Consider the following 15,791-nt stretch of genomic DNA (forward strand, 5'->3'; position numbering starts at 1 on the left):
CGTGTGCTGCGTCCTAACATTCAGGGGACTTATTGCATGGACCGTAATCGCAATGACGGGCAATCCGGGATTGCACGATGGCTGCCGAAGCGACGTCATTTTCAGCAATTCGCACCTCCGCCCTGCTTCATCCCCGCGTTGGCGCTGAGCTTGATGGTCGGCAGCGGAGTAGTGGCCGCGGACTCGACCGGCGGCGTCTATATTCACGACCAGAATAAAGCCAAGGTCGACAACGACCGTGATCACATCTCCAACGAGGAGGGGCCGGGCGTTCGGATCGACAACATCAGTGGCAACGTGTCGGTTAAGAACCGTTACGGTACGCACTGGGACGATGCCAGAATCGAGGGCTCCGACGAGGGCGTGAGGATCACCGATGTCGGCGGGAAAATCTCGATAGATAACAGCTTCAAGGGCAAAATCATYGGTCATGGGGATGACGGGATCTACATCGACGACGCCGAGGGCAGGGTCGAGATTGACAACCGCTTCGGCGGCCGGGTCTCAGGCCATGACGACGGCGTGCACATCAGAGACGTCGACGATCGTATCACCATCGATAACCGCTTTGGCGGCAGGATAACGGGCAAGTATGACGACGGCATCGACATCAAAAACGTCGAAGACGAAGTCAGCATCGATAACCGCTTCGGCGGGAAAATCACCGGACGCGATAACGGCATCCAGATCGAAGACGTGGACGATGACGTCGAAATATCAAACAGCTACGGCGGAAATATTACGGGGCGCCGCGGTGACGGCATCCGCGTCGAGGATACGGACGGCGACGTCAGCATCGAGAATAAGGGCGGAGGCCGGATCTCCGGACGTGACGACGGCATCCACATCAAGAATACCGATGATGATGTGAAGATCGACAACCGGTTCGGTGGCAGAATTAGCGGCGAGCGGGGCGACGGCGTCGATATCCGCGATGTGGATGACGACGTCAGCATCGACAATCGCTTCGGCGGCAGGATTACCGGCCATGACGACGGCGTGAAGATCCACGACGTCGACAATCATGTCACCATCGATAACCGCTTTGGCGGCAGAATCACGGGTGAACATGACGACGGCATCGACATCAAAGACGTCGAAGACGAGGTCAGCATAGATAACCGCTTCGGCGGAAAAATCACCGGACGCGACAACGGCATCCAGATCGAAGACGTGGACGATGACGTCAAAATATCAAACAGCTACGGCGGCAGGATTCGTGGCGAGAAGGGCGACGGCATCAATATCCGCAATGTGGATGATGACGTCAGAATCTACAATAAGAGCGGGTCGATCAAGGGTCGTGATGACGGCATCGAAATCCGGAACGTCGATGGCGACGTGACGGTCGACAACGACGGCGGAATCATCCAGGGCCGCCGTGACGCCGGCATCGATGTCGAAGCGGATGGATCCGTCACCATCGATAATGGCGACGGGACGATCAAGGGCCGCGAGAAAGCCATTTCGATAGCATCGGATTCCGCAACCGTCGATTCGTCGGGCTTGATCGAAAGCTCCGGCGGGTACGGCGCGACGATCGATCTTTCGACCGATGACGGGGCGACAATCAACAACTATGCCGAAGGCCTCATCCGCAGTTCTCGCGAGTCGACGTCGGATCTCATCGTTGATGCCCGCGGCGGCGCCGTAACCATCAACAATGGTGGCACGATGATCGGGCGCATCGATCTGTCGGAAGCAGGTAATACGGACGCAGCGAACACTTTCAATAACACCAGCAACGACAGCTGGCACTTCACCGGCACCAGTGAGCTTGGCGACGGTTTGGCGGATGCCTTCAACAACACGGGAACGATTTATACAACTGACCCGGACTCACCGTCCTACAACGACAACACCGTTCTCGCGGGCGTTGAATTCTTCAACAACGGCGGCGTCGGTGGTACCGGGACGATCGATCTTCAGGACGGATATACGGGCGATACCTTTACGCTCATTCCAACTGATGGGGGCACGCTGACATTCCACGGAGCTGATGGCGAGAGCGCATTGAAGGTCGATGCCTTCCTTGCCGGCCCATCGAGTTCGAGCTCGGATACGCTTGTCATCAACGGCGATGTGACCGGCTCTACCGCGATCTACGTCAACAACGTCAAAGCCGGGTTTGGCGCCTACAATCCCACTGGTATTGATGTCGTGAATGCCACGGGATCTCTACCGAAAGGCAGTTTCTACCTGGCCAACGGCCCGATCGATACGGGAATGTTCCAGTATGATCTCTATCTCAAGGGCGAGAACGAATGGGTCCTTGCCAGCAGTCCAAGCCATTCATTCTTCGAACTCCCAAGCCTGACGTCTGCGGCGCAGTCGATCTGGCACAACGCGTCCGGCGCCTGGCTCGACCGAACGGCGGATTTGCGCACGGCATTAAATACGACGTGTGCGCCAGTCAGCCTCAAGGATTCGACCGCAGGATGCGCAAAGCCGGCGTCTGGCGCTTGGGCGAAGGTTCTCGGCGCTTCGGAATCGCGATCGACGGATCACTCATTTACGCTGATGAATACCGTCGAGCGGCATTCGGTCAATTCGCAGCTGGACGGTGGCGGCGTGATCGCGGGCTACGACGTTATCCGCACGACTGAAGGCGGAAATGGAATCTGGATGGCCGGCGTAATGGGTGGCTATCTGAGGTCCCAGCTCAATTTTGAAGGCTCCGCAAACAGCGCCGATTTCCAGAGCGGTGCCGTGGGTGCGTACGTGACCTACCTGCAAGGCGGTTGGTTCATCGATGGCCAGTTCATGGCCAACCTTGGAAACGTCAAATACTCAGGCGTCCAATCCACGAACGAGCACGCGAACGTGACCGCCGTCGGCGGCGTTATCGATGCCGGATATCGAGCGACGTATAACAACGCGTTTATCGAGCCTGGCTTCACGCTCTCGTATGTCAACGCGAACATCGACTCCATGGAAATCTACGATACGTCCGTAAATTTCTCGAGCGGAGACAGTTTGCGCGGTCGTCTCGGTGTGCGCGTCGGAACGACGATTGCGAAGGAGCAAGCAAAGTATGAGCCGTTCATCGGTGTCGGCGCCATCTACGAATTTCTCGGTAACAACACGGCAGACGTGAAGAGCGGAGATTACGTGCTCGAGACAACGGACAACCTCTCCGGCGCGCTCGGTGAAGTCACCGGCGGTGTCAACGTGTTCAGCCTTACCGGCAATGGGGTCAGCGCCTTTGCCAAGGGCAACGTGCAATTCGGAAAGGATGATTTCGTCGGATACGGCGGAAGCCTCGGCGTCAGGGTCGATTGGTGAGGTGAGGCCTAAGGACGAACGGCTCCCTATCGTTCTTCGGCCGCACAACGGGGTTCTGGTGCCGCAATGCGGCGGCCCAGAATCCAGTTTTCAAAGTATCCAGTTTTCAAAGTATCCGGCTTTCAAAGATCTACGATCTTCAAAGTGTGCTCTCTTCAACTGGAGATATTCGGATGAAAAAATACGCGTCGCTTTTCGCTACCTGGGCTGCGTCGATGGCCGTGTTCGGTATTGCGAATGCCGCGGAAGTTCCGCCCACAGCCGAGGCTGCTGTCGCCCCGGCAACGCGCCAGATCATCGGCGACTGGGTCTTGGCATGCACGCCCCCGGTGAAGGGCCACAAATCTTGCGTGATGTCACAGACGCTCGTGAGCGACAAACTCAAGAAGCCGGTCGGCGTGCTGACGATACACAGGGATCAGGCCGGCAAACTCAAAGGGTCTTTCCATCTGCCCGTTGGTGTATCGCTGCCGGCAGGCGTCGTCGTGGGTCTTGAGAGGGAAAATTCGTTCGCCGTGTCCTATACCGCATGCCAACGCACGGGATGTTTCGCGTCCTTCGATCTTACCGAGCCACTGCTTGAGCAGATACGGAAGGCCCCAAAAATATCCGCCGTCGTCCAAAACACATCGAAGCAGGCGCTCGACTTCACGTTCTCGACGCGCGGTTTCCCGGATGCCTGCGCGGGCTATCTGAAAGAAAGCAAATAGCGCCTCTCGGATGCTGGCTCTCTCACCCGGTAAACACAACCAATGGTTGTGATTATCTATAAATGGACTTAGTTTTCGTATGATGCAATTTAAAGATGCCGGGAGTCGGCGATGCTCCTGAAGCAAGAATATGACGAGGCGGCTCGGGCGCTAACGGGAAAAGTCATAGCGATTCCGTCCGCCAACGCCCGGTATGACGAGCCGTTAAACGAACTGGTTCTCGAGCAGGGCGGTAGGCTGGCCCTCGGTGCATCGGCTACCCAGTTCGAAATGCTCGACGCAAAAATCGATGGCCGCGATGGCGTCTACTGCCAACCGATAGATTTGGATCGCCCGAAGTCCGTGAGCGAGTTCTTTCAAATCGCATTCGCCCAGTTCGAACGGCTGGATGTCGTCGTCCTCGAGATCGCTGCATCGAAGCGCCAGAGGATGACGACGGAAAAAGCGATCGAACTGGAGACACGCCGTCTGCTTCATTGCCTTGATGCCGTGCTTCCTTATATCGACCGGGATCTGCACTTTCTGTGTATAGCGCCAGCTTCCGGTGCTGCCACGATACCGATCGCGACGGCGTTTCTCGCGGCCAAGTTTGCTGCGGCGCGAGCGACGGCGCCGCGGATACGAATGTCCATTGTGTCGCCGCCGGCTGATCGTTCCAAAGATGATGCTTCCTTCGCGAGGACGATCGTCCATCTGATAAGCGAACCGCGAATGCCCGACATTATCGAAACGGTGCTGTCGTCTGCACGAAAGAAGCGAAGGACAACAGCAAAGCTGCCCGTAGACGTCAGGGCAAAAATGAGTCTGCAGGCGTGATGCCCGAGCTAATCCTTGACGCGGATATTCAGTTGATTTGCAAGCATTGCGGCCCGCGTTCTGTTCGGCAAACGCAGCTTTTGCAATACGGCCGTCACGTGCCGCTTGACGGTATTCAACGAGCAGGAAATTTCTTCGGCGATTTCGGCATTGCTCTTGCCGGCCCCGAGCAGCATCAAAACTTCGCGCTGTCTTGGACTCAAGGAGTCGACGTCAGGATGCAGCATTGGCGCTGCAGGCGCCTCGCCAAAACCGGGGCCGAATTGTTGAAAGAGAGCCCGCGTGATGGTGTCCTGGATAAAACCGGGATTGAGCGTCACCGGCGTCTTCGGCTCCTTGGGATGGGCGTCGGTCTCTTTCGCATCGGGCACCCAAGCCGCGATATCGACATGCATGAGAACGGCGCCGCTGCCGACGTCCTGGCTGACCGGAACTCCGATGACGACGAACCATTGCTTCTGCTTCGGCCGCGAAGGTACGACGAATGAGATGAGGCTGCGCTTCCGCTTGAGAAGCGATTGAATTTCGGAGCGATGCTGATCGTCATCGCAGTGATCGAAATAGGAGTCGCCGACTGGGTACCGGGCGAGGGCAATCTTGTGATTGCCGTCTTGCGTTCCGGCTTTAGCGTTCACGTCCATAATCATACCTCGGCTGTCGACGAGGACGACGTAGACGGGTGGTTCGCTCGAGGTGGAAGATTTCATCGCGGTCCCGTACCAATGGCATCCGGGAAATCGCTTGTGACTAGCGAATAGGAATCATCCCTCCCGGATCGACGAGCAGGGATTAGCGAACCCCGGTCGCCATGGCTAGCGGCGCATTGTTGCAATAGGGAAATGAACACCCTTAATCAACGCCAGCGGCAATTCCACTTTAAATTGCAACGAATGGAGCGCCTTGAAGACTAGTTAATAAGGGCCATGCGCACCATTTCTACGATCGGAAATGTCATGATAGCGATTGAGTAAAGCTCGCAGGCTTGATGCCGGATGATGCGGCGACGCCGTTCCCGCCGGATGCGAAATAGGCTGATACCTCGGACGCGGATTTCGCAGCGCTGAAGTAATAGCCTTGGATCTCAGAGCATCCCTCGGCCTTCACGATATCGTACTGCTCTATCGTTTCGACGCCCTCGGCGGTCGTGTGCATCCCGAGCGTCTTTGCCAGTTTGACGATGGTCGAAAGAACCAATCTCGCTTCCAGGCTCGTCGTCAGGTCGTTAATGAACGAGCGATCGATCTTCAGCCGGTCGAAAGAGCAGTTTCGAAGGCAGCTCAATGACGAATAGCCGGTTCCGAAATCGTCCATGGCGGTCTCGACGCCGAGTTCGCGAAGTTCGCCGAGGAGCGCATTGGCCTTGGCAAAGTCTGACATGATTGTCGTCTCGGTTATTTCAAGCTGCAGCCGATTGGGCGCAAGACCGGTTTCGGACAAAGCCGACTTCAGTCGATCCACGACGTGCGGACATTCGAACTGGGCCCGCGAAAAGTTCACGGATATTTTTAAATGATCTGGCCACCTGGCCGCGTCGTGGCATGCCCGCCGAAGAACCCAGTCGCCGATCGGCGCAATCAGGCCAAGCTCCTCCGCGATCGGAATGAATTCGGCAGGTGATATCATCCCGCGCTTGGCATGGCTCCAGCGGATGAGGGCTTCGAGCCCAATCACTTCGTTCGTCGCCAGCCGCACGATCGGTTGATAGTGCACGTCGAAGCTGCGATCGGCGACGGCTTTTCGAAGCTCTTGTTCGAGTTCTTGCCGCTGTTGCAGTCGCCGGTCCATGTCGGGTTCAAAAAATTTGTAATTCCCGCGTCCCGTCGACTTTGTGCTGTAAAGAGCAGCATCTGCGCGCCTGAAGAGTTCCCAAGCCGAACTCGTATCGGGCTGCCAGCATGCAACGCCAATGCTCGCGCCGACACGAATGTCATGACCGCCAACCGTCGTCGGCGCATTCAGTAAATCCGAAATTCGCCTTGCGACGATCTCCGCCGCAGCGGGCTGTGTGCCCCTGTCCAACAGCACGGCGAATTCATCGTCGCCGAGACGCGCGACAATGTCGGTAGCTTTCACGCTACAGCGCAATCGCCCGGCAACGGTTTTGAGCAGGTGGTCGCCAATATTATGTCCAAAGGTGTCGTTGACGGATTTGAAATTATCGAGATCGATGAATAGAAGCGCAACCTCGTCGCTTCTGGATTTGGCGGCGCCGATGAGCTCGATGAGGAGGGCCCTGCTCGCGAGGCCGGTTAAGCAATCGCGATCGGCGGAATATTGCGGCCGCCACTCCATCTTCTGATCTTTCTCCGTCTCTAATGCGGTCTTCACAACGGATGGGCGGCGAAGTCTCTCGATAAGAAGGGCTGCGATCAACAGCTCTCCCGTGTTCGCGATGGCAAAGGCCGCAGCGGCGACGAGCGATCCCCCGAGCGCGCTACTTATCATCAGGGAGGTGAGGGCTGCGAACCCAACCATTACCAAGCGCAACTTGGCGTCGGATGAAAGGATGAGCGCCATCAACAGAACGACGTGCGCTGGCAGAAACGCGACGAAATTATCGGACGAGATCATAATCGCGACGAAAAGGGACGCTCCCAACGCGGCAGAGACGCCGGCGGCCCACAACGCTCTGGTTATTGGCGAAAGAGGCTGCATCGGCTTCCCCGGGAGCTTGCGGACAGGCGCGAGGTTTGAATAGCCCCCCGTTATTCCGCGCCTTTAGACGTAGTCCGAAAGGGTTATTATTGCCTTAATCGCGGATTGCTGGCCCCTCCGGCTCGATCCCGTTCGAGGCGTTCAGCGAATGTCTTTGCGTCCTCCGGTTGGGCTGCAATTGGGAGACGACTCTGAGCTGCTATGGGTCGCCACGCTTCGGGCCACTCACCCTGGGCCACCCAGACTTCGCGCGCGCTCGGCGATTGCATGGAATGGCCATGCCTCAAGCCGTCGTTGCTGCCACCCTGTGATGGAGTACTGTTACGCGGGCGCCGGCGCGTGCCATGACGCGGGTTCTGTCGCTCAAGTAATTTTGCGGGCTTGACGAGGAACGCGACCGCCACCGCCGCAACAGTCATCATCGCCGTCGTGCGAAGCGGATAATCGACGGACGAATGAGCGAGAAGCAATAGCACTGCCACCGAGGCTGCACGCGCAAGCCCAAGGTCGATGCCGTGGATAACGCCCGAACCCTCGTTCCACAGCGAGGCGGTGCGCCGGACTATCCACACGCCGAACACACCCATCATCGCGATGCCGAATATTCCCGTCTCCAGCCAAACCTCGAGAACATCGTTGTGAGCATGATTTGCGTAAGTGAGGCCCAGATCCGAAGTCTTCTCGTAGAGCTGATAAACGGGAACGAACGATCCGAGGCCAGAACCGAACGGCATGTATGCAGCGGCGGCGGAGATCGTCTTGCGTGCGAAGCCGATCCGCGCATCCGCGAAAGGATCGGCTCCGAACCGGTCGAGAATGCGGTAGAGCGCAAGCGGCAGAAGAAGGAGAATAATTCCGGTAGCGGTTCCCACGATCAATCGACCGAAGCCGGGGTTCGAAGTTGCCATTCGCCGATCGGTCATGCCGATGGCGATTGCAGCGGCCAAAGCCAAGTCCATCAGAACCAGTCCTGCCCGAGATCGGACCATCAGCTGAGCGGCGGTCAGCATCAGCAGCGCCGTTAGCCACGTCAGCAGAGGGACGGCCATGTTCGCGTCTGCTCTGCGTCGCGGTGTTCTTTGCCCCATGTGTCCGATCGCATCGATAAGATGGGCGGAGACGAAGAGTGTCGCGACATAGAGAAGAGCCGCGAAGTGGTTTCTATTGGCGAAAAAGCCCACCGCCTCGGTCTTATTGGTGATCTCGTAAAACCGTAGCGCGCTGTTCGGCCCCTGCGCCAGTTGCAACAAACCGAGAAGAACGCCGACGATTCCCATTGCGATAAGGACAAAGCTGACGCTTCGTCTATGCGCGTAGCCGAGCGTCAAAGTTCCTAGAAACACAGCCGCGGGAGGAAGCAACGCCAAGCCGCTAAGGTAAGTTGCGGATGGTGTTAAGGAGAGTGGAAACGCGGGACGAGGCTGACCGATGAGAGCATACGTTTGTGAAATGATCGCGCGTCCGGGCAGCCGAGACCATAGGTCCACGGGCAGAGGAAGAAGCTGGACCATCGGCACGAGTGCGAGCGAGCCCAAAAAGATCAGGGGCAATTTGAAATGACGAACAGAACCGGAGAGGACGATGTCACGAAGCGCTGCGATCAGAAGGATGATGGCAAGAACTTGAAGCAGGACATCTCCGGGATATCCACTCCGCGTCGCTCCGCCGAGCGCAATCGACGCAGCTAAAACGCCACCCGTAAGACACGCTAGCCCGTGCTCGGAAACGATCTCCCGCCACGCGAAGCGCCGAGGAGTGCCGATTAGCGGCGACGATCTCGAGCCGAATATTTCTGCGTTTGAAATCATCGGTCACAATGTGAAGCCATCGCGATAGCTTTCCGGAGAGCCGCTAAGGACTTGCCGGACTGTCATTACCGCCGCCGCCAAGACCGGCAACGGCAGCCGTGATGCCCCCGATCGCCGCCGCGCCGAGGAGGTAGGGCACGAAATTGGGCTGCGTCGCGTTGAAGGCCGTCGTTTGCGTCACGGCGGACCAATCCTGAGGGAGCGCGGCCTCCGCCGATGGCAGGCCGTTGCTGGCGGGCGTGGACGGGCCACCGCACGGTGGAACCTCCGGCACGCTGAACACCATACCGCCTCCAAGGAACACGTCGCAGCCATTCGAGAACGTTACCTTCACCGAGCTTCCGGGTGAGGGGACAACAATGTCCCCCGCATCGACGACTGCGGGTCCCTTCAGCGCCTCGTAGCCGTCGCCTCGACTGACGAGCGCCTCTCCTCGGATCAAGGTCACGCTCGCCGCCTGCGCCATGGAAATCGTCACCAGAAGCGAAGCCGCCGATAAGCCAGCGCGCGATAGCATCATGTGTTGCCTCGGGGTATCAAACTAATACGATATAACTACATTGCACCGTCCCTAAAGGAAAGCGCTTCGGCTGATCGCCCCCGGGGAAAATGACGGTTAGAAAGCCAATGATGTAAGGATGACACGGCCCACAGCAGACCGATTCCGAGCCTTGACACGGACCAGAAGAATGCCGATAGCTGAAATAGGAAGTAACACCAAATAACTAATCCTCGGCGCGGAGGCGGCGTTTGATCGATCTTCATTGCCACATTCTTCCGGGTATCGATGATGGCGCAGCCGGTCTCGAAATATCCCTCGAAATGGCCGCCGCCCTGATTGATGACGGAGTAGAGGCGGTCGTTTGCACACCTCATATCCTCCCTGGCCTCTACCACAACACCGGACAACAAATTCGCGCGGCGACCGAGGAGCTGAGATCGGCACTCTCCCGATCCGGATTACGATTAAATCTGTTCAGCGGTTCCGACGCCCATGTCTCCTTGGACTTCGTGTCGAAGCTGAGAAGCGGAGAAATCCTCACGCTCGCCGATAGCCGCTACGTGTTGGTTGAACTGCCGATGCATGTCCGCCCTGAGCCGCTGAACAAAATATTCTTCGAGCTGATCGTGGCGGGTTATGTTCCGATCCTTTCGCATCCCGAGCGCCTTCCCTGGATCGAAGTCCAATACAAATTGATTGAACGTTGGGTCCAGACCGGCGTTTGGCTGCAGCTGACGTCGGGATCGCTACTCGGAAAGTTCGGCCGCCCTGCAAAATATTGGGCGGAGAGGCTGCTCGACGACGGCATCGTGCATCTTCTCGCAACCGACGCTCACGACATGAACCGCCGCGCGCCCGACCTGAAGAGGGGGCGCGACGCCGCCGCGGCGCGCGTCGGCGAAGACGAAGCGAACAACCTGGTTATGGCGCGCCCCCGCGCCATTCTCGCCAACCAGTCCCCAGCAAATTTAACTTTGCCATTGGCCCAAAGATCGAATGCCATACCAAAAAGCGCCTGACCGTGCCGATGCCGTAAAAAACAGGAAGCCGGCTCGCGGAGCGTTGGCTCTCGCGTTGATGCTCGGGCTGATGGTCGGGGGCTGCGGCGCCTCGCTGAGCGAAGGCTCACATCTCACGGGCACCGCCTCAGTCGCGAATAAAAGCGAGGCATCAGGAGAGTCATCTCATCCGGCTATCGCTCTTGGCGAAACCGAATCTCGGCAAGCCGCGCAGCTGACGTCGATGTCGAACCCGGCCAACGCCGGATACAAAATCGGACCGATGGACGTCGTCGAGGTTTCGGTTTTTCAGGTGCCCGAACTTTCCAAAACAGTTCAGGTCGCAGCCAACGGCACGATCAACCTTCCGCTCGCCGGAGAAATCCAAGCGGTCGGCAAAACACCGCGAGACGTAGAAAGCGACCTGACGAAACGGCTCGGCCGTGACTACCTCCAGTCGCCCCAGGTGAATGTCTACATCAAGGAATACAACAGCCAGCGCGTCACCGTCGACGGCTCGGTGAAAAAGCCGGGCGTATATCCGCTCCGTGGACCGACGACACTGCTGCAGGTCATCGCGACCGCCGACGGCTTCACCGATACTGCCGACGCGTCGGTCGCGATATTCCGGAATTCGAATGGCGCGAGGTCTGCCGCAAAATTCGACGTCGGGGAAATTCGGTCCGGAAAAGCCAAGGATCCACAGATCGTCGAAGGCGATGTCGTCGTCGTCAGCAGCTCGGCGATGAAGGAATCCTATCAAGCGTTACTGAAAGTTCTCCCGGTCACCAACTTTTTTGTTCCGTTTCTGTAAGCGGTGCGATCGCCGCCCTCTTCGCTTCCAATGATGACGGCTCCATGACCTCTGCCAGCGACGCAAATAGCACGCCCCTCACGCATGCCGATATCCGGGCACTCGAGCCCAATGACGCATATGAGATGTACGGCGGTCGGGCGCTCGATCAGCCGTCACCTAATGGTGCCCGCTTCGCCACCACGGTAAGGGCAGCGATCCGGCTATTACGCAGACGCAAGGGGTTGATTTTCGCCGTCACCATGGCGGTGCTTTCTCTCGGCACCGTGCGGACGTTTATGATGACGCCGCTCTACACATCAAAAATCCGGCTTCAAATCGATCGGAGCGTCGCGAAGATTGTCGAAGGCGGCAACATTACGCCCGTCGAGGGAGCGGACGCCGACTTCTTGAGAACGCAATATGAGCTACTTCTCAGTCGAAGCCTGTCTGAGAGAGTGGCGCAAATGGCGCGTTTGGCTGAAGATAAGGACTTCTTCGCCGAGCGTTCATTTTCATTCCTGAACGCGATTATGGGCTTCCTTCAGCCGGCCCAGTCGGGACCGCCGAAAAGCCAGAGAAAGCTCATAGATATCGCGGCCGGCATCGTGCAGCAGAACGTCACTGTGCGGCCCGTACCCGGCTCGCGGCTGGTGGACATCGTCTACTCCGATCCGAACCCGGCGCGCAGTCAGAAAATTGCAGCCGCCTACGCGAATGCCTTTATTGCATCCAACCTCGATAAGCGCTTCGAGGCGAATGCCTACGCCAAGGCGTTTCTCGAGGACCAGTTAAAGCAGCTGAAATTGCGTTTGGAGCAGTCCGAAAAGACGTTGCTGGCCTTCGCGGAAAAGGAACAGATCGTCTCCATCGGCTCAAGTTCCTCGATGGTTGAAACGGACCTCGCAAACTCCAGCGCCGCGCTCGGCAACATTTCGCGCGAGCGGATTAAGAATGAGCAGCTCTGGAGGCAGGTGGAAAAGTCCGATGCGCTGAACTTTCCGCAATTTCTCGCGAGCAGCGCCGTAGATGGATTGCGTGCCAAGCGCAACGACCTCGTGACCGAGTATCAGGAGCGGCTTCAGACGTTCAAGCCTAATTACCCGGCGATGGTTCAGATCAAAAACAAGATTGCGGAAGTGGACCGGCAACTTAACGCTGAGGTAAAGACGATCCGCGCGTCGCTGAAAAATAGCTACGAATCCTCGCTTGGCCAGGAAAGCGAGATCGCGGCGCGCGTCGCGAAACTCCGGACCGACGTTCTCGACTTTCAGAAGCGATCCATCGAGTACAACATCTTAAAGAGGGAGGTGGACACCAACAGGGATCTCTACAACGGACTTTTACAACGATATAAAGAAGTCGACGTGGCCGGGGGCGTTGGAAGCAACAACATCTTCGTCGTCGATGCTGCAAATCTGCCAGGATCGCCATCTTCGCCGCAGCTTTTCAAATCCATGCTGCTCGCGCTGTTCCTCGGCTTCGGAGGTAGTATCGCGCTGGCTTTGGTCATCGAGAATTTCGACGACGTCATCGATTCCGTCGAAGAAGCCGAGCGTGTCGGAGGGCTCGCAACGCTTGGCATCATCCCCCTTGTCAAATCCGGCGTCGGAGTAACGGATGCACTACTCGACGTCAGGTCTCCGGTCGCCGAAGCCTATCGCTCGCTGTGCACCTCGCTGCAATTCACGACGTCGCGCGGCATGCCGAAAACGCTCTTCGTAACGAGCGCGGGGGCGAAAGAAGGGAAGTCCGTCAGCTCGATCGCGATCACGCAGCACTTCGCGCGGCTCGGTCTGAAGGTTCTTCTTATTGACGCGGATATGCGCAATCCATCGCTCCATAGATATCTCGAAGCGGACAACTCGATTGGACTGAGCTCGTGTTTGGCCGGTGCATGTGCGCCACCGGACGCCATTCAGAAAACGGCAGATCCGAACCTGGCTTTCCTCTCGTCCGGCCCCCTGCCGCCGAACGCCGCCGATCTGCTCGGCAGCCCGCATCTGATGTCGCTGCTCTCGGGAAGTCTCGAAGTGTTCGATCTCGTAATCATCGACGGGCCGCCGGTGCTCGGCATAGCCGATGCTTTATTGTTGTCGAACGCGTCCGAGGCGACGATTTTCGTGATGGGAAGCGGATTGGCGCGCGGCGGCGCGGTTCGAAGCGCTCTCAAGCGTCTTGAAATTTCGAAAGGCCCTCTGATCGGCAGCGTCATTACCAAATTGGATGCGAGAACAGCAGGCTACGAATATGGATACGGCTACGGATACGGCGCCGAAGCGTTCTGTTACGGCGCGTCGGTTTCAAGCACGCGCGGCACCTCGCAGACAATCGCCGGTCCGGCATGAGCGCAAGTAAGGCACAGGCACTGAAGGCTGCGCTCGATCTGCTCCGCATGCCGTCGCAAGTTCGTGTCATGCGATCAGCGCCGTTGCCTCCGGGCGTGCTGCTGCTGTTGCGCCTCGCCGCCTCTGAATTGGAGGCGGAGCGCGAAGCTGGCAGGATCAATAACCGCGCGCCCGATGCCAATCGTGAGGCAGCAATATTCTTCATCGAGCAAGTTCTGCTCTCGTCTAATTCGGATGCCTACCGTGTACTGGGCCTCGACGATACGGCGACGCTCACTGAACTCCGTCGCCATATGGCGTATCTGCTCAAATGGCTTCACCCAGACTTGAGCAGCGATCCTCATAAAGCGCGGCTCGCGCAGCGTGTCCTTATTGCCTGGAATGAGCTGAAGGCCGGGAAGCGTGCGCGCGAAGGCCATAAGGATTCCACGCCGCATCTGACACGTGCCGCAAATTCTAGCTGTCGGCAGCGCGCATTGCGAGCGACTCGGCCACCAGGCGAACGCCACACGAAGGAGTGGGCGAGCGCCGCCCGCTTCGCAAGCCTATTTCGCAGGCGGATCTGGCCGCTGTGAGTGCAGGTTTGCAGGGCGAATCGAAATCCGGCGCGGCGATGTCGGATTTTGCGCGTCTTTGCCTGAGGGCTTCGCTGGCAGCATTGGCGGTTTTGCTGTGCTACCTCGTGCTGACGCGAACATTCGTTTCCTATCTCAACCGCGTCGCTCCCGACTTGACGCTCGCCATCCGCGGTTCTGACGCGGAAGCCGAACTGAAGCTCGCAAGACTTCGGCTCGCGAGTGCCGAAGAGCGCGACGGCGACGTACGCGAAACGACTGAGCAGATTCGGCAACGGCTTCTTCGTGCGCTCTCGGCCGAACCGCTCAATGCCGCGGGATTTGAGCTTCTCGGCGTTGTTTCCGCACAAGCCGGCGATACCGCATCGGCGACGACCTTCATGCAGGCAGCCTCAGCGAGATCGCGAAGGACGCCGGGCGCTCTCCTCTGGCTGATGCATCGAAAACTCTTGGAGGGCGACACCGAAGCGGCGATCTCCTATGGCGATGCATTGCTTCGCATTCAGCCGGAAGCCATATCCGGCGTCGTGCCGGCATTCGCTCAAATTGTCGAGATGCCAAGCGGTGCGGATCAATTGATCGCCACGCTCACAACGCGGCCGCCGTGGCGTGAAAAAGTCCTATACGCTCTCAACGGAAAAACGCGCAATCGAGAGACGCCGCTCACGTTGCTTTCGGGCCTCAAGAAATCGGAGTATCCGCCGACTGCGCGCGAGATCGGCGCCTATCTCCGCTATCTGATAGACGGCAGAAGTTACGAGATTGCATATTATTCCTGGCTCCAACTTCTTCCCTCAGAGCAGCTCGGATCGGCGGGACTGCTCTCCAATGGCGGTTTCCGCTTCCCGCCCTCGGGACTTCCCTTCGACTGGACGATTGAAGGAGGAAGCGGCGCGATCGCGGAAATAGCAGTCCGCCAAGGACCGAAAGAAATGAACGCTCTGTCGTTGGAACTCGGCGGAGGCCGTGTCGACTTTCGGCCGATCTATCAACTCATCCTATTGGCGCCGGGCCGGTATCGCCTTGTTGGTCTCTCGAAAGGACACCTCAAAGGACTACGTGGCTTGCAATGGCAGATCGCGTGCCTCGAAAAGCGATCAGAGGCCGTTGGCGTAAGCGAGCCGTTTCTTGCCGGATCTTCCGGCTGGACGGAATTTACGGCAGCTTTTGAAATTCACGCAGGCTGCAAATCTCAGGTTCTTCGGCTTGTTCTTGATGCTCGCTCGGCTTCCGAGACCTTCGCTTCCGGGTCGTTTGCTTTCGCAGATCTCAGGATCACAAGAGACGGGCAGTGATGCCCA

The 15,791-nt window shown here is 58.0% G+C and carries 12 protein-coding genes; 8 read left to right on the plus strand and 4 right to left on the minus strand.

Annotated elements, in window-relative coordinates; translation table 11 throughout:
- Positions 1 to 36 precede the first annotated feature (36 nt).
- From AC1DK3_RS03795 to AC1DK3_RS03805, 3 genes are all read left to right on the plus strand, one after another.
- Complete coding sequence (locus AC1DK3_RS03795; RefSeq protein ID WP_477190950.1) at positions 37 to 3,285, plus strand: autotransporter domain-containing protein; 3,249 nt, start codon at positions 37 to 39, stop codon at positions 3,283 to 3,285.
- 173 nt (positions 3,286 to 3,458) lie between these two features.
- A complete protein-coding gene (locus AC1DK3_RS03800) occupies positions 3,459 to 3,995 on the plus strand; it encodes an invasion associated locus B family protein (RefSeq protein WP_477190951.1) in 537 nt (178 codons plus the stop codon).
- A 111-nt stretch (positions 3,996 to 4,106) separates the two neighbouring features.
- Positions 4,107 to 4,811, plus strand: a complete 705-nt coding sequence (locus AC1DK3_RS03805) for an SDR family oxidoreductase (RefSeq protein ID WP_477190952.1) — start codon at positions 4,107 to 4,109, stop codon at positions 4,809 to 4,811.
- 8 nt (positions 4,812 to 4,819) lie between these two features.
- On the opposite strand, the gene AC1DK3_RS03810 is transcribed toward AC1DK3_RS03805, so the two are convergent.
- From AC1DK3_RS03810 to AC1DK3_RS03825, 4 genes are all read right to left on the minus strand, one after another.
- Positions 4,820 to 5,518 carry a response regulator transcription factor gene (locus tag AC1DK3_RS03810; RefSeq protein ID WP_477190953.1) on the minus strand — a complete coding sequence of 233 codons (699 nt, stop codon included), beginning with the start codon at positions 5,516 to 5,518 and terminating at the stop codon, positions 4,820 to 4,822.
- Positions 5,519 to 5,762: 244 nt separating this feature from the next.
- Positions 5,763 to 7,466 carry a putative bifunctional diguanylate cyclase/phosphodiesterase gene (locus AC1DK3_RS03815; RefSeq protein WP_477190954.1) on the minus strand — a complete coding sequence of 568 codons (1,704 nt, stop codon included), beginning with the start codon at positions 7,464 to 7,466 and terminating at the stop codon, positions 5,763 to 5,765.
- An 86-nt stretch (positions 7,467 to 7,552) separates the two neighbouring features.
- Positions 7,553 to 9,274 (minus strand): O-antigen ligase family protein, encoded by a 1,722-nt coding sequence (locus AC1DK3_RS03820; RefSeq protein ID WP_477190955.1) that lies wholly within the window; start codon positions 9,272 to 9,274, stop codon positions 7,553 to 7,555.
- 43 nt (positions 9,275 to 9,317) lie between these two features.
- On the minus strand, positions 9,318 to 9,794 hold the full coding sequence (locus AC1DK3_RS03825) for a hypothetical protein (protein ID WP_477190956.1): 477 nt from the start codon (positions 9,792 to 9,794) through the stop codon (positions 9,318 to 9,320).
- A gap of 230 nt (positions 9,795 to 10,024) precedes the next feature.
- Between AC1DK3_RS03825 and AC1DK3_RS03830 the strand changes: the two genes are divergently transcribed.
- Genes AC1DK3_RS03830 through AC1DK3_RS03850 form a run of 5 tightly spaced genes read left to right on the plus strand, consistent with a single transcriptional unit; the run spans position 10,025 to position 15,785 of the window.
- The gene (locus AC1DK3_RS03830) at positions 10,025 to 10,795 is read left to right on the plus strand and encodes a tyrosine-protein phosphatase (RefSeq protein ID WP_477190957.1); all 771 of its coding nucleotides are present in this window, start codon (positions 10,025 to 10,027) and stop codon (positions 10,793 to 10,795) included.
- The gene (locus tag AC1DK3_RS03835; RefSeq protein ID WP_477190958.1) at positions 10,773 to 11,588 is read left to right on the plus strand and encodes a polysaccharide biosynthesis/export family protein; all 816 of its coding nucleotides are present in this window, start codon (positions 10,773 to 10,775) and stop codon (positions 11,586 to 11,588) included. The genes AC1DK3_RS03830 and AC1DK3_RS03835 overlap by 23 nt, the downstream gene beginning before the upstream one ends.
- A gap of 44 nt (positions 11,589 to 11,632) precedes the next feature.
- Entirely contained in the window at positions 11,633 to 13,915 is a 2,283-nt protein-coding gene (locus tag AC1DK3_RS03840; protein WP_477190959.1) for a GumC family protein, read from the plus strand.
- Positions 13,912 to 14,490: a J domain-containing protein gene (locus AC1DK3_RS03845; protein ID WP_477190960.1), complete on the plus strand. Its 579-nt coding sequence runs from the start codon at positions 13,912 to 13,914 to the stop codon at positions 14,488 to 14,490. Before AC1DK3_RS03840 ends, AC1DK3_RS03845 begins: the two co-directional genes overlap by 4 nt.
- An 8-nt stretch (positions 14,491 to 14,498) precedes the next feature.
- The gene (locus tag AC1DK3_RS03850) at positions 14,499 to 15,785 is read left to right on the plus strand and encodes a tetratricopeptide repeat protein (protein ID WP_477190961.1); all 1,287 of its coding nucleotides are present in this window, start codon (positions 14,499 to 14,501) and stop codon (positions 15,783 to 15,785) included.
- The last annotated feature ends 6 nt before the right edge of the window (positions 15,786 to 15,791 follow it).

It is taken from the genome of Hyphomicrobium sp. 01T421 (genome assembly GCF_056398805.1).

Excerpts from the sequence above, each read along its gene's own strand:
- AC1DK3_RS03815 (WP_477190954.1), bottom strand. The coding sequence starts at position 7,466 with ATGCAGCCTCTTTCGCCAATAACCAGAGCGTTGTGGGCCGCCGGCGTC.
- AC1DK3_RS03835 (WP_477190958.1), top strand. The coding sequence starts at position 10,773 with ATGCCATACCAAAAAGCGCCTGACCGTGCCGATGCCGTAAAAAACAGG.
- AC1DK3_RS03810 (WP_477190953.1), bottom strand. The coding sequence starts at position 5,518 with ATGAAATCTTCCACCTCGAGCGAACCACCCGTCTACGTCGTCCTCGTC.
- AC1DK3_RS03840 (WP_477190959.1), top strand. The coding sequence starts at position 11,633 with ATGACCTCTGCCAGCGACGCAAATAGCACGCCCCTCACGCATGCCGAT.
- AC1DK3_RS03825 (WP_477190956.1), bottom strand. The coding sequence starts at position 9,794 with ATGATGCTATCGCGCGCTGGCTTATCGGCGGCTTCGCTTCTGGTGACG.
- AC1DK3_RS03805 (WP_477190952.1), top strand. The coding sequence starts at position 4,107 with ATGCTCCTGAAGCAAGAATATGACGAGGCGGCTCGGGCGCTAACGGGA.
- AC1DK3_RS03820 (WP_477190955.1), bottom strand. The coding sequence starts at position 9,274 with ATGATTTCAAACGCAGAAATATTCGGCTCGAGATCGTCGCCGCTAATC.
- AC1DK3_RS03845 (WP_477190960.1), top strand. The coding sequence starts at position 13,912 with ATGAGCGCAAGTAAGGCACAGGCACTGAAGGCTGCGCTCGATCTGCTC.
- AC1DK3_RS03800 (WP_477190951.1), top strand. The coding sequence starts at position 3,459 with ATGAAAAAATACGCGTCGCTTTTCGCTACCTGGGCTGCGTCGATGGCC.